Source organism: Kribbella pratensis (assembly GCF_004366075.1).
In the GTDB taxonomy this organism is placed as follows: Bacteria; Actinomycetota; Actinomycetes; order Propionibacteriales; family Kribbellaceae; genus Kribbella; species Kribbella pratensis.
Genome location: NZ_SODU01000001.1, coordinates 826,365 through 844,151, shown reverse-complemented (window position 1 = coordinate 844,151; position 17,787 = coordinate 826,365). Strand labels below are relative to the sequence as shown.

16 protein-coding genes are annotated in these 17,787 nt (G+C 68.8%); 7 read left to right on the top strand and 9 right to left on the bottom strand.

The genetic code is table 11. The features are described from left to right. On the top strand, nt 1-870 hold the full coding sequence (locus EV137_RS04055) for a polyphosphate kinase 2 family protein (protein WP_134009658.1): 870 nt from the start codon (nt 1-3) through the stop codon (nt 868-870). Between the two features lie 42 nt (nt 871-912). Continuing rightward, entirely contained in the window at nt 913-1,518 is a 606-nt protein-coding gene (locus EV137_RS04050; protein ID WP_134126636.1) for a DUF998 domain-containing protein, read from the top strand. Nucleotides 1,519-1,520: 2 nt separating this feature from the next. Here the strand turns inward: EV137_RS04050 and EV137_RS04045 are convergent, their stop codons facing one another. From EV137_RS04045 to EV137_RS04015, 7 genes are all read right to left on the bottom strand, one after another. Next, nucleotides 1,521-2,606 carry a Clp protease N-terminal domain-containing protein gene (locus tag EV137_RS04045; RefSeq protein ID WP_134126634.1) on the bottom strand — a complete coding sequence of 362 codons (1,086 nt, stop codon included), beginning with the start codon at nt 2,604-2,606 and terminating at the stop codon, nt 1,521-1,523. Beyond that, nucleotides 2,606-2,833 carry a ribbon-helix-helix domain-containing protein gene (locus tag EV137_RS04040; RefSeq protein WP_134126632.1) on the bottom strand — a complete coding sequence of 76 codons (228 nt, stop codon included), beginning with the start codon at nt 2,831-2,833 and terminating at the stop codon, nt 2,606-2,608. The genes EV137_RS04045 and EV137_RS04040 overlap by 1 nt, the downstream gene beginning before the upstream one ends. A 138-nt stretch (nt 2,834-2,971) precedes the next feature. Then, nucleotides 2,972-3,766: a sirohydrochlorin chelatase gene (locus tag EV137_RS04035; protein WP_133788339.1), complete on the bottom strand. Its 795-nt coding sequence runs from the start codon at nt 3,764-3,766 to the stop codon at nt 2,972-2,974. Continuing rightward, nucleotides 3,763-5,046 (bottom strand): sulfate adenylyltransferase subunit 1, encoded by a 1,284-nt coding sequence (locus EV137_RS04030; RefSeq protein WP_134126630.1) that lies wholly within the window; start codon nt 5,044-5,046, stop codon nt 3,763-3,765. Before EV137_RS04030 ends, EV137_RS04035 begins: the two co-directional genes overlap by 4 nt. Then, the gene (gene cysD / locus EV137_RS04025; protein WP_134126628.1) at nt 5,046-5,960 is read right to left on the bottom strand and encodes a sulfate adenylyltransferase subunit CysD; all 915 of its coding nucleotides are present in this window, start codon (nt 5,958-5,960) and stop codon (nt 5,046-5,048) included. The genes EV137_RS04030 and cysD overlap by 1 nt, the downstream gene beginning before the upstream one ends. Further along, entirely contained in the window at nt 5,957-6,643 is a 687-nt protein-coding gene (locus EV137_RS04020; protein ID WP_134009669.1) for a phosphoadenylyl-sulfate reductase, read from the bottom strand. Before EV137_RS04020 ends, cysD begins: the two co-directional genes overlap by 4 nt. Nucleotides 6,644-6,785: 142 nt before the next feature. Further along, nucleotides 6,786-8,474 (bottom strand): nitrite/sulfite reductase, encoded by a 1,689-nt coding sequence (locus EV137_RS04015; RefSeq protein ID WP_134126626.1) that lies wholly within the window; start codon nt 8,472-8,474, stop codon nt 6,786-6,788. A 411-nt stretch (nt 8,475-8,885) separates the two neighbouring features. Here EV137_RS04015 and EV137_RS04010 point away from each other — a divergent pair, with 411 nt between their 5' ends. From EV137_RS04010 to EV137_RS03995, 4 genes are all read left to right on the top strand, one after another. Continuing rightward, nucleotides 8,886-9,455 (top strand): ArsR/SmtB family transcription factor, encoded by a 570-nt coding sequence (locus tag EV137_RS04010; protein ID WP_134126624.1) that lies wholly within the window; start codon nt 8,886-8,888, stop codon nt 9,453-9,455. Beyond that, complete coding sequence (locus EV137_RS04005) at nt 9,452-10,645, top strand: MFS transporter (protein ID WP_134126622.1); 1,194 nt, start codon at nt 9,452-9,454, stop codon at nt 10,643-10,645. The genes EV137_RS04010 and EV137_RS04005 overlap by 4 nt, the downstream gene beginning before the upstream one ends. Before the next feature lie 547 nt (nt 10,646-11,192). After that, complete coding sequence (locus EV137_RS04000) at nt 11,193-11,795, top strand: hypothetical protein (protein WP_134126620.1); 603 nt, start codon at nt 11,193-11,195, stop codon at nt 11,793-11,795. Between the two features lie 116 nt (nt 11,796-11,911). Continuing rightward, nucleotides 11,912-13,177 carry an amidase gene (locus tag EV137_RS03995; RefSeq protein WP_134126618.1) on the top strand — a complete coding sequence of 422 codons (1,266 nt, stop codon included), beginning with the start codon at nt 11,912-11,914 and terminating at the stop codon, nt 13,175-13,177. Nucleotides 13,178-14,182: 1,005 nt separating this feature from the next. On the opposite strand, the gene EV137_RS03990 is transcribed toward EV137_RS03995, so the two are convergent. Next, nucleotides 14,183-14,653: a GbsR/MarR family transcriptional regulator gene (locus tag EV137_RS03990; RefSeq protein ID WP_134126616.1), complete on the bottom strand. Its 471-nt coding sequence runs from the start codon at nt 14,651-14,653 to the stop codon at nt 14,183-14,185. A gap of 62 nt (nt 14,654-14,715) precedes the next feature. Here EV137_RS03990 and EV137_RS03985 point away from each other — a divergent pair, with 62 nt between their 5' ends. After that, nucleotides 14,716-16,269: a DHA2 family efflux MFS transporter permease subunit gene (locus tag EV137_RS03985; protein WP_134126614.1), complete on the top strand. Its 1,554-nt coding sequence runs from the start codon at nt 14,716-14,718 to the stop codon at nt 16,267-16,269. 54 nt (nt 16,270-16,323) lie between these two features. Here the strand turns inward: EV137_RS03985 and EV137_RS03980 are convergent, their stop codons facing one another. Continuing rightward, nucleotides 16,324-17,772, bottom strand: a complete 1,449-nt coding sequence (locus EV137_RS03980) for a glycine hydroxymethyltransferase (RefSeq protein ID WP_134126612.1) — start codon at nt 17,770-17,772, stop codon at nt 16,324-16,326. Between the last annotated feature and the right edge of the window lie 15 nt (nt 17,773-17,787).

Genomic DNA, 17,787 nt, shown 5'->3' with positions numbered 1-17,787 from the left:
ATGGCGAAGCAGAAGAAGGGCCAGAAGGCCGTCGGTGGGGGACTGCGGGAGCAGCTGCGGGTGCCGGCCGGCGAGGTGGACCTGACGAAGTACGACACGCGTGCGACGACGGGGTTCAGCGGGACCAAGGACGACGGCAAGCTCGCGCTGGAGAATCTCGGCGCCGAGGTCTCGGACTGGCAGGAGCGGCTGTTCGCCGAGGGCCGGACCGGTGGCGAGCGGAGCATTCTGCTGGTGCTGCAGGGGATGGACACCTCCGGCAAGGGCGGGGTGATCCGGCACGGCGCGGGGCTGATGGACCCGCAGGGCCTGAAGATCACGTCGTTCAAGGCGCCGACACCGGCCGAGAAGCGCCGCGGGTTCCTGTGGCGGATCCGGCAGGCGGTGCCGGGGCACGGGATGATCGGGATCTTCGACCGGTCGCACTACGAGGACGTGCTGATCGCCCGGGTGCGTGACCTGGTCACGCCGAACGTGTGGACCCGGCGGTACGACCAGATCAACGAGTTCGAGGCCGAGCTGACCGCGAGCGGCGTGACGATCGTGAAGTGCTACCTGCACATCTCGGCCGACGAGCAGCGGGCCCGGCTCGAGGCGCGGCTGGACGACCCGACCAAGCACTGGAAGTACAACCCGGGCGACGTCGACGAGCGCCAGCTGTGGCCGGACTACATGGAGGCGTACCACGCCGCGCTCGAGCGCTGCAACACGCCTGACGCGCCCTGGTACGTGATCCCGAGCGACCGCAAGTGGTACCGCAACTGGGCCGTCACCACGATCCTCCTCGAAACGCTCAAGGAGCTGAACCCGCAGTGGCCGGCGGCCGACTTCGACGTGGAGAACGAGAGGAAGCGCCTGGCCGCAACCTGACAGGATTCGTTGCCGCGGCCGGCGCCACATACGGTTGCGCCCATGGCGTTGCTCTGTGCTCTTCTGGCCGTCGTGGGGATGGGCGGTTACCTCTGCATTTTCGTGGCGTTGCACCTGCTGCCGACCGGCTACCACCCGGTGCGGCATGCGGTCAGCGACTACGGCGTCGGCCGCTACGCGCGCCTGTTCCGCTGGGCGCTCGTGCTCTCGTCGGCCGGCATCCTGGCACTGGCCGCCGGCCTCGGGTTCGAGCCCGGAACGCCGACGGTGACCGTGCTGCAGCTGGTGTTCCTGTTCCTGATCCCGGTGACGCGAGTCGGCATGCTGAAGTTCCCGACCGACCTGGAAGGACAGCGGCTGACGAACTCCGGGCGGCTGCATTACGCGTTCGCGGTGGCGGCCTTCGCGTTGACGTATTCCGCGATCGCCGGCCTGACGCCCGAACTCGAGCCCGTCGGCGCCTGGGAGCCCGTCGGCGGGTTCCTGTCGGTACTGCGGATGATCGCGCTCGTATCGCTTGTTCTGCTGGTGATCGCGCTCGTCCCGCGACTACGCAAGGTCTTCGGGCTGTTCGAGCGCGGCTTCCTGCTGAGCACCAACCTGTGGTTCCTGACCGTAGGGATCTGTCTGCTCGTCGAAGCTGCGTGAGGTCAGCTGTCCGGGTCGATGTTGTGCCGTCGGAGCAGGTCGCGGAGCGCGGCGACCTGCTCGTGCAGGCGCTCGTTCTCCTCGAGGACGGCGTTGAGCTCGGCGAGCAGGTGATGCCGGCGGCCGTACGTCGTCCACGTGTTGGCGGGATCCTCGGCGAGCATGCCCGCGACGAGGTCCTCCGAGCGCCGGCGCCAGTTCATGTGCTTCTCGAGCTTCCGGCGTACCTCGTCGGTGCTCTCGGCGAGCTTCGTGATGATCTGGCCGCCGACCCCGTCGCCGTCGTGGAGTACACCGAGGAGCAGGTGCTCCGGGCCGACCTGCTCCGCGCCACGGGCCCGCGCCTCGCCCCACGCGAACTCGAACGTGCTCTTCGCGCGCGGCGTGAACGGGATCGTCCCGGCGGCCGCACCGCTCCGGCCGCGGCCGATGATCTCGACGACCAGATCCCGCACCGCCGGAGCAGTGATGCCCAGGTCGGCGAGCACGCGGGACGCGACGCCTTGCCCGAGGGTGATCAGCCCGAGCAGTAGATGCTCGGTGCCGACGTACACGTGGTCGAGGCCGCGCGCCTCCTCCTGCGCCAGCACGATGACGTGCCGCGCCGGCTCGCTGAACTGTTCGTACATCGGATCTCCCCTCCACCAGTCCTGCAGCAGGTCGCCGAGGCCGTCGAGCAACTCGATCTTCAAGTGCTCCTGCAGGTCCTCGGCCGTCACCGGGTGGTGCTCGAGCCGGCTCCGGATGAAGGCGGCGGCCTCTGGGTGCCCGGCGTCACCGGAGGCGATCCGATCGAGCAGGTCGTCCACGTCGGCCACCGGCTCGAGTTGCAGCTCGGCCCGGTTGAGCGTGACGAACTGCAGCACGACCGCGACCGCCACCACCCGGTTCGCCCCGCCGAACGGGCGCGCCCGAACCAGACCAGCGAGCAGCACCCCAGCCGATTCGGCGAGGCCACCCGTCAGCCGTACGCCGTCCAGCACGCGATCGATCGCGTCGAGGTTCGATCGGCGTACGACGTCGTCGGAGTCGCACCGCAGCACGCGCGCGGCGATCGCAAGGACGTCGTACCGACCGAGATAGCGCATCAGTCGTCTCCACGCAGCCGGCGCAACGACTCCTCGTGCCGCGCGAGGTTCTGCTCGAGCAACTCGCTGAACTGCGCGTCCTGCCGGCGCTGATCCACCAACGCCGCGATCGCCTCGCGCGCCACATCCGACACCGAACGCCCCTCCACCGACGCCACAGTCTGCAACCGCTCAGCCAGCCCCGGGTCGAGCCGCAACAAGATGTTCTTGGTCCCGTCCTTCGCCATGATATCAAGATATCACGCTATATGGAGTCAGGCCCGGACCTGCGCCACTCACCAAGCCCCGGCAGACAGCACGACCCCGGGCTGAGCACGCTCAGCCCGGGGTCGGGTGTGGGGTTTGTGAGTGGTGCAGGTCCGCCCTCAGGCCGAGTGCACCAGCATCGGGCGGGCGATCACTGGACGCGGCGCTGGCTCCAGGGTGAGGAGGTCGAGGCCGGCTACGCCGTAGCGGAGGAGGACCAGGCGGGCTACCTCCGCGCTGACGCCGAGGGGAGCGGAGACCGCGACCGCGCCGGCGCGGCGGGACGTGGTTTCGGCTCGGTCGGGGAGTACGCCGGGGGCGAGGAACAGCGAGCCGACCGCGACGTGGCGGCGGCCCTCCAGGCGCCACTGGAGCACGGCCTCGGCCGGTGACGGCGAGGCGGCGCAGACGAAGGCGGCGGTCACCGGGAGCCGGTGACGCTGGCCCCACAGCCGCGCGAGGCGGGTGACGCTCGCGTTCGCGTGCGAGTCGCTCGAGCCGGCCGCCGCGAGTACCAGCGCGTCCAGCTCACGCACCCGGCCGCCCTTGAGCTCGGCGCGCATCCGGCGGTCGAGTACGTCGAGCAGCGTGTCGTCGTACCCGAGCACGTCGGAGGCGATGATCCGCAGGCTCGGGAACCGGCTGCGCGCCTCGTCGAGGACGGCCGGTACGTCGATCCGCGCGTGGTAGGCGGCCGACAGCAGCAGCGGCAGGACGACGACCTCTTCGACGCCTTCGGCGGCGAGCTTGCCGATCACCTGGTACGGCGTGGGCGGGCAGTGGTCGAGGAAGGAGGCTTCGATCCGCAGGTCGTCACGCATCTCGCGCAGGCACTTGACGAGCGAGTGGACGGTGGCGGCCGAACGCGGATCGCGGCTGCCGTGGGCGAGGATCACGAGCGCTGGAGCAGTCACAGCAGTTCCCCTTCTTCGTCGTCGATCATTCCGGCCGCGAGCGTCCACCCGTCGTGGGCGTCGATGAGCAGGAAGGAACCGGTGATGGCGTTGCTGGAGTACGGGTCGGCGGCCAGCGGTGCGGCGATCTTGAGTTGCACCTTGCCGATGTCGTTCAGGGCGAGCTCGGCGGCGTCGATGACTCCGAGCGTGTCGAGGTCCAGCGCGCCGGTGATCTTGGTGACGATCGCCTGCGCGGTGGTGGTGGTGTGCTTGATCAGCACCCGGGCCCCGACGGTCAGTGGCCGGTCGGCCAGCCAGCTGACGGTGGCCGCCAGTTCCCGGCGGGTGCCGGGGGAGTGCTCGGCGGCGACGATCACCGAGCCGCGGGCGACGTCGATGTCGTCGGCGAGCCGGACCGTGACGGCTTCGCCGGCGATCGCGGACGGCCGCTCGACGACCGCGGTCGACGTGGCGGTGACGACCGGCCGGTCGATGCCGGCGATCGACGTACGGCGTCCCGCGGGCAGCACGATCACCGGGTCGCCGACCGTGACCGTGCCGGAGGCAACGGTTCCGGTGTAGCCGCGGTAGTCGCGGTACTCGTCGGTCTGCGGGCGGATCACGTACTGCACCGGGAACCGCAGCGGCTGGTTCGAGGTGTCGGTGCGTCCGGTCGCGTTCTCCAGGACCTCGAGCAGCGTCGGTCCGTCGTACCAGGCGGTGTCGGCGGAGTGTTCGACGACGTTGTCGCCGACGAGCGCGGAGACCGGGATCGCCTTCAGGTCGGCGATACCGAGCTGGTCGGCGACCTCGCCGACGTCCTTGGCGATCTTGGTGAACACGGCCTCGTCGTAACCGACCAGGTCGATCTTGTTCACCGCGAGTACGACGTGCGGCACCCGGAGCAGACCGGCCACGGCCAGGTGCCGGCGGGTCTGCTCGAGGACGCCGTGGCGGGCGTCGACCAGGATGATGACCACGTCCGCGGTCGAGGCGCCCGTGACGGTGTTCCGGGTGTACTGCACGTGCCCGGGGCAGTCGGCCAGGATGAACGAGCGCTTGTCGGTGGCGAAGTACCGGTAGGCGACGTCGATCGTGATGCCCTGCTCACGTTCGGCGCGCAGGCCGTCCGTGAGCAGTGCGAAGTCGAAGTCGCCGCCGCGGGCCTCGGAGACCGTCTTCACGTGCGCGATCTGGTCGGCGAGGATCGCCTTGCAGTCGTGCAGCAGCCGACCGACCAGCGTCGACTTGCCGTCGTCCACCGATCCGGCCGTTGCCAGCCGCAACAGGGTGCTCATCAGAAGTACCCCTCTCGTTTACGGTCTTCCATCGCGGCCTCGCTGGCGCGGTCGTCGGCGCGGGTGGCGCCGCGCTCGGTGATCTCGCTGGCCGCGACCTCGATGACGACCTCGGCCGCGGATGTCGCGACGCTGGCGACGGCGCCGGTGCAGGACATGTCGCCGACGGTCCGGTACCGGACCACGCGCTTGGCGACGGTTTCACCCGAGCGAGGCTGCGAGTAGGGGCCGACAGCAAGCAACATGCCGTCGCGTTCGAAAACGTCCCGCTCGTGGGCGTAGTAGATCGACGGCAGCGGGATCTGCTCGCGCTCGATGTAGTTCCATACGTCCAGCTCGGTCCAGTTGGACAGCGGGAACACCCGCACGTGCTCACCCGGCCGGTGCCGCCCGTTGTACAGCGACCACAGCTCCGGGCGCTGGTTGCGCGGGTCCCACTGACCGAACTCGTCGCGCAGGCTGAAGATCCGCTCCTTCGCCCGCGCCCGCTCCTCGTCACGCCGGCCGCCGCCGAAGACGGCGTCGAACCGGTGCGCGTTGATTGCATCGAGCAACGGAACGGTCTGCAGCTGGTTCCGGGTCCCGTCGGTGCGCTCGCGCAGCCGTCCGTCGGCGATGTAGTCCTCGACCTTCGCGACCTCGAGCCGCAGCCCGAGCTGCTCCACGACCGCGTCGCGATAGGCCAGTACTTCGGGGAAGTTGTGGCCGGTGTCGACGTGCAGCAACGTGAACGGCACCGCGGCCGGCGCGAACGCCTTCCGCGCCAGGTGCAGCATCACGATCGAGTCCTTGCCGCCGGAGAACAGGATCACCGGCCGCTCGAACTCCGCCGCCACCTCACGGAAGATGAAGATGGACTCGCTCTCGAGCGCGTCGAGTTCGGTGACCGTCGGCGTTTCCACTATCGCGGTCATACGTGCAACCCGCATTCGACCTTGCCGGTGCCCGCCCAGCGGCCGCTGCGCGGGTCCTCACCGGGCGCGACGCGCTGCGTGCACGGCTCGCAGCCGATCGACGGGTAGCCGTCGTACTGCAGCAGGTTCACGAGTACGCCGTTGTCCTGGATGTAGCTGTCCAGGTCCTCCTGGGTCCACGGCGCGATCGGGTTGAGCTTCACCATGTCGCGCTTCTCGTCGTACTCGACGACCGGCGTGTTGGCGCGGGTCGGCGCCTCCTCGCGGCGAATGCCGGTGACCCAGGCCTTGTAGCCGGACAGGTACCGGTTCAGCGGCTCGACCTTGCGGAGCGCGCAGCACTTGTTCGGATCGCGGTCGTGCAGCTTCTCGCCGTACTCCGCGTCCTGCTCGGCCACGGTCTGCTTCGGCAGAGCGTTGATGAGGTTGATCGGCAGCGTCGCCGCCACCGCGTCCCGGGTCCCGATCGTCTCGGCGAAGTGGTAGCCGGTGTCGAGGAACAGTACGTCGACCCCGGGCGCCGCCTGCGCCGCGAGATGGGGGAGTGCGCCGTCGGCCATCGAGGCGGTCACGACCAGCTCGTCACCGAAGGTCTCCCGCGCCCACGTGAGCACCTCCACGGGTGACGCGTCGGCCAGCCGTTCGTTCGCCTCCTCGGCGAGCGTCTTCAGATCCGTACTCATTCCACCGTCACCCGCAGTCCGATCATCTTCAGCTGGAACACCCGTGCACATGGCCGGCACTCCCAGGCGCCATGGCCTTCTTCGGAAGGACGAAGGTCCTCGTCCCCGCAGTAGGGGCAGTAAAGAGGTGCCGCACGCTCAGTCACTGAAGTGCCTCCTCGTCCGCTCGGGTGACCCACTGGGCGAAGCGCTCGCCCTCGTTGCGCTCCTTCAGGTAGTTCTGGGTGACACGTTCCACGTAGTCGGTGAGGTCGTCCGCAGTGACCTTGTGGCCGCGGAGCTTCCGGCCGAAGCCGGCGTCCAGACCGAGCCCGCCGCCGAGGTGCACCTGGTAGCCCGGGACCTGCTTGCCGTCGGCACCCATCACCAGCTGGCCCTTGAGGCCGATGTCGGCGGTCTGGATCCGGGCGCAGGAGTTCGGGCAGCCGTTCAGGTTCACGGTGATCGGCACGTCGAGCTCGGGGATCCGCTCCTCGAGCTCCTCGATCAGCCGCGCGGCCTTCGCCTTGGTCTCGACGATCGCCAGCTTGCAGAACTCGATGCCGGTGCAGGCCATCGTGTTCCGTCGCCAGCCGCTCGGGTTCGCCTGGAACCCGAGCTTGTCCAGCTCGGCGACGAGCAAGTCGACCTGCGACTCCTCGACGTCCAGCACGAGCAGCTTCTGCTGCGGGGTGGTGCGGATCCGGTTCGAGCCGTGCCGCGCCACCACGTCGGCGACCTGCGCAAGCGACGTACCGGAAACGCGGCCGACCACGGGCGCGACGCCGACGAAGTACTTGCCGTCGTTCTGCTTGTGCACCCCGACGTGGTCGCCCTGCACGGCGGGCACCGCGGGCGCCGGGCCGTCGATCAGCTTCCGCTTGAGGTACTTGTCTTCCAGTACCTCACGGAACTTCTCGACACCCCAGTCCGCGAGCAGGAACTTCAGCCGGGCGCGGTTCCGCAGCCGGCGGTAGCCGTAGTCGCGGAAGATGCTGGTGACCCCCCACCAGGCCTCCGCGACCTCCTCGCGCGGGATCCAGGTGCCGAGCCGCTGCGCGAGCATCGGGTTCGTCGACAGGCCGCCGCCGACCCACAGGTCGAAGCCCGGGCCGTGCTCGGGGTGCACGACACCGACGAACGCGATGTCGTTGACCTCCGGTACGACGTCGTGCGACGGGTGCCCGGTGAGCGCCGTCTTGAACTTCCGCGGCAGGTTGGAGAACTCGTCCGAGCCGATGTACTTCGTGACGATCTCGTCGATGGCCGGCGTCGGGTCGATGATCTCGTCCGCCGCGATACCCGCGACCGGGCTCGCGATGACGACCCGCGGTACGTCGCCGCACGCCTCGGTCGTGTAGAGCCCGACCGACTCGAGCCGCTCCCAGATGCTCGGCACGTCCTCGATCCGGATCCAGTGCAGCTGGATGTTCTGCCGGTCGGTGATGTCCGCGGTGTCGCGGGCGTACGTCGTGGAGATCTCGGCGATCACCCGCAGCTGCTCGGTGGTCAGCTGGCCGCCCTCGATCCGGACCCGCAGCATGAAGTAGCGGTCGTCCAGCTCCTCCGGCTCCAGCGTCGCGGTCTTGCCGCCGTCGATCCCGGGCTTGCGCTGGGTGTACAGACCCCACCAGCGGAAGCGGCCGCGCAGGTCGGCGGGGTCGATCGAGTCGAAGCCGCGGTGCGCGTAGATGTTCTCGATCCGCGCCCGGACGTTCAGGCCGTCGTCGTTCTTCTTGTTCTCTTCGTTCTTGTTCAGCGGCTCGCGGTATCCGAGCGCCCACTGGCCTTCGCCCTTGCCTTTACGGGGCCGGGCGGGTTTGCGGGCGGGGGAGGTGACGCCGGCAGTCATCCGGGGCGTGTCCTTGTCCTCGTGACAGGTGCTCACCGAGGGCGGCAGGATCGAAGCGTCGTCGGTTCGATGCGTTCCGCGCGGTGCGCACCCAGCGGTGATCGGGGGTGATCAGGGGGCCGTCGTTGGCCCGGGCAGGGTGGCTGTCAGAACATCGAAGGACAACAGATGGCACTGCGCATCCGCCCGAGGTCGACATGAAGCCGACCTACGAGGTGGGTGGTGAACGCAGCGAGCATGTCCACAAGCGTCAGCGCGAACCGCTGACAAATCAACTCCCATTCCTACATCCTGAGATCCGATCTCACGATGTGGCTATCTCTACCAGTCTGATGGAGATTGATTCCAGCGGCAAATACGTCGTACAAGAACTCTTGTGCAAGAGTTCTTGTGGAAGCTACGGTGCTCGTCATGACGCCTCCGAACCGCCGGACCGTGACACCGTCCGTACTCGCCGCCATGCACCACCCGCTGCGCCGCCGGCTGCTCGACCTGATCAACATCGACGGGCCCTCGACCGCGTCGCGGCTGGCCGGGTCCACCGGAGAACTTGTCGGCAATGTCAGCCATCACCTGAAGGTTCTCGCGTCCGCGGGCGTGATCGTCGAAGCTCCGGAGCTGGCCAGGAACCGCCGCGAGCGGTGGTGGAAGCTCGGCGACACCTCGGAGTACTCGTGGTCGATCGCGGACGCGAAGGGCGACCCGGCGGCCGAGTTGGTCGCGGCCTCCGCCGAGGACGCGAACCTCGCTCATCACGTCGGCAAGGTGCGGGAGTGGTTCGACATGCGGCACCAGTTCGAGGAGCCCTGGCTGCGGGCGGCATACGCCACCGAGAGATGGCTCACATTGACGCCCGACCAGCTCACCGAGCTGAGCGAGCGGATCGAGGAGCTGGTCCGCTCGTACTCCGACCGACCGGCCGAGGGTGAGGACGCGCACCGGGTCTACTTCTTCGCGCACGCCGTTCCTGCACGCCCATGAGTACCGACGTCTTTCCGCCGCTCCGGAGGGATCGTCGGGTACAGGGATGGATCGCGTCGTCCGCGGTGTCACGGGCGGGCGACATGGCCTGGTACGTCGGACTCGCCTGGAGCGCCGCACAGGTCACGAGCCCGGCCGGTGCGGGTCTGGTGATGGGGATCGGCGCGCTGCCGAAGGCGCTCATCCTGCTGTACGGCGGTGCGCTCGCGGATCGCTTCGACGGCCGCCGGACGATGATCCTCGCCAACCTCGCGCGGATCGTCGTACTCACGGTCGCCGCGTCGGCCGTGGCGATGTGGGGACTTTCGCTAGCACTGCTAGCGACGGTCGCGGTCGTGTTCGGCGCGGTCGACGCGCTCTACACGCCGGCCTCCGGAACGCTCCCGCGGCGGATGGTCCGTTCGGAAGACCTGGTGAAACTGTCGGCCGGGAGCCAGTTGGCGCAGCGGCTGGCGGTCTTCGCAGGCGCCCCGCTCGGCGGCCTGCTGGTCGCGCACGGCGGTCTGATCACCGTGATGATCGTCGACGCGGCGTCGTACGTGGTGATCGCGGCGGCACTGGCGTTCCTGGTGAAACCGCGCCTCCCACAGCCCGTCTCCACGGGCCACTCGATCCGCGCCGACCTGCGGGACGGGTTCGCGTACCTCAAGCAGGACGCCAGGGCGCGGACACTCGTGATCGCGTTCTCGGGGTTGAACCTGTGCGTCGGCCCGATCCTTGCCGTCGGACTGGTGCAACGCACCCACTCCGCCGGGTGGGGCTCGGCCTGGTACGGCTGGTTCGAGGCTTGCTCCGGGGTCGCGGCCGCGGTGGGGGCACTGGTCGCGATGCGGTGGAAGCCCGCCGACCTGGCGCGGTCCGGTCTGCTGGCGCTGGTCGTCCAGGCGGCCGGTTGCGCGATGATCGGGCTGATGCCGAAGCTCGGTGTCTTCGTCGCGATGGCGATGATCGGCTGCACGGCGGGGATCGCGTCGGCGCAGCTGTCCGCGGCGTTCCAGCAGACCGTCGACCCGACGTACCTGGGCCGAAGCTTCAGCATCGTCAACCTGTCCGACGAGGCAATGATGCCGCTCGCAATGGTCGGCTTCGGCGCACTGATCAGCCTGTCGAGCATCCCCATCGCCTGCGCCCTGGTAGCCACCCTGTTCGCAACCCTGGTCATCTGGGCAGCCGCCCGCGTCAACCGCTGACCCAACGGCGAGCCCCACGTCAGTGGAGCGCCGTCAGAAGAGCCGGGGTTATCCCTTCGTGTGCAGGGTTCTCCACTCATGTATCAGTAGAGAACCCCCGACGCGAGGGGTTAACCCGTCGTCTGCTCACCGCAGGGACGAGCGACCGGGCGGGGCGACGGTTGGCGGGGCGGCGGTCGGGGGTGGGGACAGGCGCTGGTGACCTGGGACAGGCAATACCTGGTGCCGACCCACCACGACCTGTCGCACGACCCCGGATCGGGCTGATCATCACCCACATCGGACAGAAGAGCCGGTTATCCCCTCGTGTGATGGGTTCTCTACTGACACATGAGGGGAGAACCATGTACGCAAAGGGTTATCCGGCTGGGCGCGAGGTCGGGACAGTCGGCGGCGTCGGCTGGTTGTGGGAGGTGTGCAGATGGACAGGTAGTGCACTGGTGAGACGGTGTACGCGCGGTCGCGATCGCGCTCAGGTGCACTACCTGGCGGCCGGACACCTCCTGTCCGTGTGTACGTCGGAACGTGCTCACGTAAACTCCGGCGGGTGTTGAGCTGGGAGGGCGTTCGGGAATTCACCGTCGGGTCGGTCGAGCTGCCGGCGACTCCGAAGCGGAAGAAGATCGGGTGGGGGCCGAAGGCGATCCGGGTTCCGCAGGGCGGGAAGTTCGATCGGGTGCTCGCGGCTTGTGCGTACGTCGCTCCGGAACGCTCGCTGTACCTCGATGCCGAGCTGACGCAACTGCTCTGCTCGGTGGTCCCGTCGGGGGACAACTCGTGGAGCGTTCACGACGGCGGTGGGTCGATTGTCGGGACCATCACCCGGATCCCGTCCAATCGGCCGTTGCTCCGCCCCAACTGGCGCATCGAGCAGCCCGGCCAGGTGGACGTGATCGGGCGGACCGAGTGGTTGAGCGGCGACGCGAAACAACTCGCCGAGAAGGCTGCGGGACGGCTCTTCACCGGGGTGCTGGACGCGCTCACGAGCTTCGGTGCGGAGGGCGGCGATCAGCCGACCAAGCAGCGCGTGCTGGAGTGGCGAGCCGGAGACGACATCGTCATGTTGTCCGAGGCAACCAAGTCGATCAGGATCAAAGCGGCCTGGCTGGACCGCCGCCTCGCCTTCGCCTACAGCCTGATCGCCGAATGACCACCGGGGCTGGCGGGGTGCGCTGCGTCGGCGGTGCTGGGGTGCTGTGGGTCGGCGGTGCTGTGGTGCTGTGGTGCTGTGGTGCTGTGGTGCTGCGGTGACGGTGGGGTGAGGGAATGACGGCGGTGTCGGGGTGGGGGACGGCTCGGGGGATTGCGGAGCGGGTGCGGTCCGGGGCGGTCACCGCGGTGGAGGTCGTTGAGGAGGCGGTGGACGCTGCTCGGCGGCTCGACCCGGTGCTGCACTTTCTCGACGAGCTTGATGTGGATGGGGCGTGCCGGGCGGCTGAGCGGTTGGAGCCGACGGGGCCGTTGGCCGGCGTACCGTTCCTGATCAAGGCGCGTACGCCGCCTGAGTCGCCGATCTTGACCCGGCTGATCGCCGCCGGCGCAATCCCGATCGGTTGGGCGACGCGGGCGCGGTCGGGTGCGGTGTCGCTGACGTTCGGGTGGAACGGGCGCGAGTACACGCGGAACCCGTGGGACCTGGAGCGGTCGCCTGGTGGGTCAACCGCGGGTGGTGCGGCGGCGGTCGCGGCAGGCGTCGTACCGCTGGCGACCGGTGGTGACAGCGGCGGGTCGCTGCGGATCCCGGCATCGTTCTGCGGGATCGTCGGGTTCAAGGGCACGTACGGTCGCGTCCCGCGCGCGGGCGGACGCGCACTCGGCGGACTGACCACGGCCGGCGTGATCGGCGCAGACCTCGACGACGTCATCCTCGCCACCAGCATCGCCAGCGGCCCCCACCGCCTCGACCCCACATCCCTTCCCCACTGGCCAGTACCGCCTGAGCCCGGACCGCTCGAGCTGGGTCGGTACGGAGGAGGCCTGGTCGGTCCAGCCGCGAGCGGGCCGTTTGCGTTGGCGAGCGCGCGGCAGTGGCGGGTTGCTTATTTCTCGACGCTGGGCCGGTGGGCTGCGGATCCAGGCGTTGATCGGGTGGTGCGGGAGCGGCTTGCCGAGCGCGGTGTCGAGGTGGTCGACGTACCGCTGGAGCTCGGATCTACGGACGAGGCTTGGCCGGTGTTGTCGGGGCTGGACAACGGGCGTGGTGCGGAGGCGGCGGCCGCCAACCGTGCGCGGGAGATTCGCGACTTCAACAACACGGCGCTGGCCGATCTGTTCGCCGAGGTCGATGCGCTGGTGACTCCGACGACGCTGACCGTTGCCCACGGCTACGACCAGCACGAGCAGAGCATCGTGACCGGCGACCCGTGCTGGATCTTCAACGTGACTGGGCATCCCGCGGTGAGTGTCCCGGCGGGACTGGCGGACGGGCTACCGGTGGGTGCGCAGATTGTTGCGCCCCATGGGGCGGACGAGCTTGCCCTGGCGGTGGCTCGCCAAATCCTGACCGACCTTCCTCGACCACCCCACTGCTGACCACTCCCGCCTGTCCGTCAGCCGCCGCCTCTTGGTCAGCCGCGCCCACCGCTCTTGCTGGTACGGCTGGTGGGAGTGCCTTGGCGACGGTGTTGGCGAGGTCGATGGCCGAGGCGCGTTTGCGATCCGGCGTGGTTTCGCCGCGGGCGGTGGGGGAGCGCAGGGTCTCGGGCTTGGTGAAATCGGCGATCGCGGCGACAACTGGCTCGGTGTAGACCGCGTGGTGTGTGGGCGGTTCAGCCGGGAGTGGTTGCGCCGGGGAGGATACGGGCGGCCGGACGGCTTCTTTGAGCTCCGTGCGGAAGAACTTGACCAGTTCCTTAGCGCGGAGGATCCGGCTGCGACGGAGTACGTGGCGCTCACCCGCCAGCGACGCTTTCTCCCGCCAACTGACGTCGAACATGATCCGCCCCCGCCGGAAGCCGGGATTCGTCTCACCACCGGGATAACCGCGAGCATCCCCGTCGGTGAAGAACTCGCTGTAGAACGCTCCCTCGTCCTCATGCTTCAGCACGTTCCACGCCCGGTACTGATCCGTCGGCAGCTCGCCCCGGACCCACGCCTCGTCCATCAACGCGTGCGAGGTCGCGTTCAGCGGCCGATGGCCGACATACCGGTACTGCGGACGCTCGCCACGCCGGCGCCGCTCGTGCTCGGCGATGATCTGCGGCCACTCGTCCGCGGAGACGGCCCGTGCCAGCCGGGACGCGAACGAGGTCCGTGCGCGCAGCTCGGCCCGCGAGGTGACCGGATGATCGGTCCGTCCGGTCATCGTCTCGAGCTTGTCCATCACGAAGGTGCCGCCGTGTGGCCCGATCCGGTTCCACCGGGTGACCTTCAGCGACGGCCGGTTCGCACCACCCGTCACCGCGTTCAGTGCACGCACGGCGGCGACTCCGACGCGGTAGAGCGGCACGCGCCGCCGCATGACGCGCGTCTCCCACCACGTCCGGTAGTCGCTGTCCAACCACGCCGTACCGACGAGCTGGTTCGCTTCGCGACGGTTCATCGCGGGTGTTCCGCGCGCCAGTTCTTGATCATTTGGTCCATGTCGGCGTGGATGAAGGCGAAGAAGTCGGCGGCTTCGGTGAGGCGGCGGCCGACGGGGGAGTCCTCGCCGAACAGGGACGCGCCGGAGCGGCTGGTCGACTCCCACTCGCTGAGGGCCAGGTTGCGACGTTCCAGGATCGCGGCGAAGACGTCCTCGCGGATCCGGTAGTGGTCCTTGCGCGAGCCGGGCAGCCGTTCGCGGGTGATGAAGGAGACCTGAAGCAGCTGACGTACGGCGCCGGACACGGCCGGCTGGCTGATCTGCAGCGCCTCGGCGAGCTCGGCCGCCGTCATCGTCCCGGTCGGGCTGACCAGCATCGCGCCCATCACCCGTGCCGACATCGTCGGTACGCCGCTGTTCGCCAGCACCCCCGCGAAGCGCTCGACGAACTGGCTGACGGCCTCCCGGCTCGGTTCCTCACCCATGGTTGAAGCTTACAGTAATCTGATCTATCGCAATTATCACAGACTTCTGATAATTTGAATTCATGACCTCGACCATCGATACCGGAGGGCAGACGCTGACCGGCGCCCGCCGCTTCGGTGTACTCATCGCACTGTGTCTCGCTGTGCTCGTGCTCGGTCTGGACACCACCGTGCTCAACGTCGCGCTGCCGACGCTGGCGAAGGACCTGGAGGCGTCCACCAGTCAGCTGCAGTGGATGGCGAACAGCTACAACCTGGTGCTCGCCGCGTTGCTGCTGCCGGCCGGTCTGCTCGGCGACCGGTACGGGCGGCGCAAGATCATCGCGATAGCGCTCTCCCTGTTCGGCCTCGCGTCGCTCGCCTGCGCGCTGGCGGACTCGGCCGGCCAACTGATCGCCGCCCGCGCGTTCCTCGGGATCGGCGCGGCCATGATCGTCCCGGTCGCGCTCTCGCTGATCACCGTGCTGTTCCGCACCGCGGAGGAGCGGAAGAAAGCGATTGGGTTCTTCGTCGTTGCCAACAGCATCGGTATGCCGCTCGGCCCGATCGTCGGCGGTCTGCTGCTCGACCACGCCGGCTGGCAGTGGATCTTCGTGATCAACATCCCGATCGCCTTCCTAGCAGCGCTAGCAGTCACGCTGCTCGTTCCGGAGAGCCGGAGCGCGAGCCGCCCGGCGATCGACTGGCTCGGCATGATCCTGTCGAGCGCCGGTCTCGCGGCCCTCGTGTACGGCGTGACCAAAGCAGGCGAGGCGTCCTGGGGCGACACCGTGACGATCGTGTTCCTCGGGCTCGCCGTCGTACTGATCGCCGGGTTCCTGCTGTGGCAGCGGCGCACCAGCGAACCGTTGATCGAGCTGCGGCTGTTCAGCGAGCGGGTGTTCACCGGTGGCGCCGTACTGCTGACGGTATCGGTGTTCGCGATCTTCGGGTTGCTGTTCACGATGCCGCAGTACTTCCAGGGCATCAACGGATCGGACGCGCTGCACACCGGTCTCAAGTTGCTGCCGTTCATCGGCGGTATGACGGTCGGCGCGAAGCTGGCCGAGCCGGTGGAGGCGAAGGCCGGCACGCGGCTGGTGGTGATGTCCGGGTTCGTGGTGATGGCGGCCGGGTTCGTGCTCGGTGCCTTCACCGATCTCGGGACCGGGTACGGGTACACCGCGATCTGGTTTGCAGTCGTCGGCTTCGGCCTCGGATGCTCGATGCCGCAGGCAATGAACGCGGCACTCGGCGTACTCGACCCGGAGCGGGCGGGGACCGGATCGGGCTTGCTGCAAGCGTTTCGACAGGTCGGCGGGACGGTCGGCGTCGCCGTACTCGGCACCGTGCTGAACTCGGTCTACCGGAACAACGTCGACACCGCCGGGTTGCCCGCGCAGGCAGCCGACGCGGTGGAGAAGAGCCTGGCCGGCGGGCTCGCGGTCGCCGAGAAGGCTGGTTCGCCGGAACTGCTGGACAACGTCCGGGACGCCTTCATCGACAGTCTCAACACCACGATGTGGGTCTCGGCCGGCATCGCCGTCGCCGGCGCGATCCTCGCCGCGGTCCTGATGCCCGCGAGAGCCGAGAAGCCCTCGCAGGACGCCCTGATGGGAGTCAAGCAGGACGTCTGACCAGACGAAGCGGCGCCCGCTCCCCGACACGAGGAGCGGGCGCCGCGACGTGCGTCAGCTGAGCTCGAGGCCCGGGTACAGCGGGAACTTGTCGAGCATCTCGGCCGAAGCGGCCTTGGTCTTGTCGGCCACACCGTCGGCCAGCACGTACTTCGCCTTGGACGGGGCGCCCGCCGCGGTCGTGGTCGGCGTGGTCGAGGACAGGACGTCGACGATCAGCTCCGCGACCCGGTCGAACTCGCCGCTGCCGAAGCCGCGCGTGGTGAGGGCCGGCGTACCGATCCGGACACCGGAGGTGTACCAGGCGCCGTTCGGGTCCCGCGGTACGGCGTTCCGGTTCGTGACGATGCCCGCGTCGAGCAGCGCCGACTCGGCCTGCCGGCCGGTGATGCCGTACGACGAGACGTCCAGCAGCACCAGATGGTTCTCGGTGCCGTCCGTCACCAGCTTCACGCCACGCTTCATCAGGCCCTCGGCCAGCGTGACCGCGTTGTCGGCGACGGCCTGCGCGTACTCCTGGAACGACGGCTGCCGCGCCTCGGCGAGTGCGACCGCCTTCGCGGCCATCGTCTGGCTGAGCGGACCGCCCAGCACCATCGGGCAACCCCGGTCGACGGCGTCGGCGTACTCCGGCTGGCAGAGCACCATGCCGCCGCGCGGGCCGCGCAGCGACTTGTGGGTCGTGGTCGTGGTTACGTGTGCGTGCGGGACCGGGTCGAAGTCGCCGGTGAAGACCTTGCCCGCGACCAGGCCGGCGAAGTGCGCCATGTCGACCATCAGGGTGGCGCCGACCTCGTCGGCGATCTCGCGCATCTTGGCGAAGTTGATCCTGCGCGGGTACGCCGAGTAGCCGGCGATCAGGATCAGCGGCTTGAACTCGCGCGCCTGCTCGGCAACGAGGTCGTAGTCGAGCAGTCCGGTCTCCGGGTCGGTGCCGTAGGAGTGCTGGTTGAACATCTTGCCGGAGATGTTCGGCCGGAAGCCGTGCGTCAGGTGACCACCGGCGTCCAGTGACATGCCGAGCATCTTCTGGTCGCCGAGCGCCTTGCGGAGCTTGGTCCAGTCCTCGTCGGTCAGGTCGTTGACGTGCTTCGCGCCCGCCTCGGCCAGTGCCGGGGACTCGATCCGCTGCGCCAGGATCGCCCAGAACGCGACCAGGTTCGCGTCGATGCCGGAGTGCGGCTGGACGTAGGCGTGGGGCGCGTTGAACAGGGCCTTGGCGTGGTCCGCGGCCGCCTGCTCGACGGTGTCGACGTTCTGGCAGCCGGCGTAGAAGCGGTGCCCGATGGTGCCCTCGGCGTACTTGTCCGACAGCCAGTTGCCCATCGTGAGCAGGGTGGCGGGGGAGGCGTAGTTCTCGCTCGCGATCAGCTTCAGCGAGGACCGCTGGTCGGCGAGTTCGGCCTTGATCGCGCCGGCGATGGTGGGTTCCACCGCGGCGATCACCTGCAGCGCGTTGTTGTACGCGGCCGACGCGGCGGCGGCGTCGAAGGACTGAGTCATCGTTGTCTCTCCTGC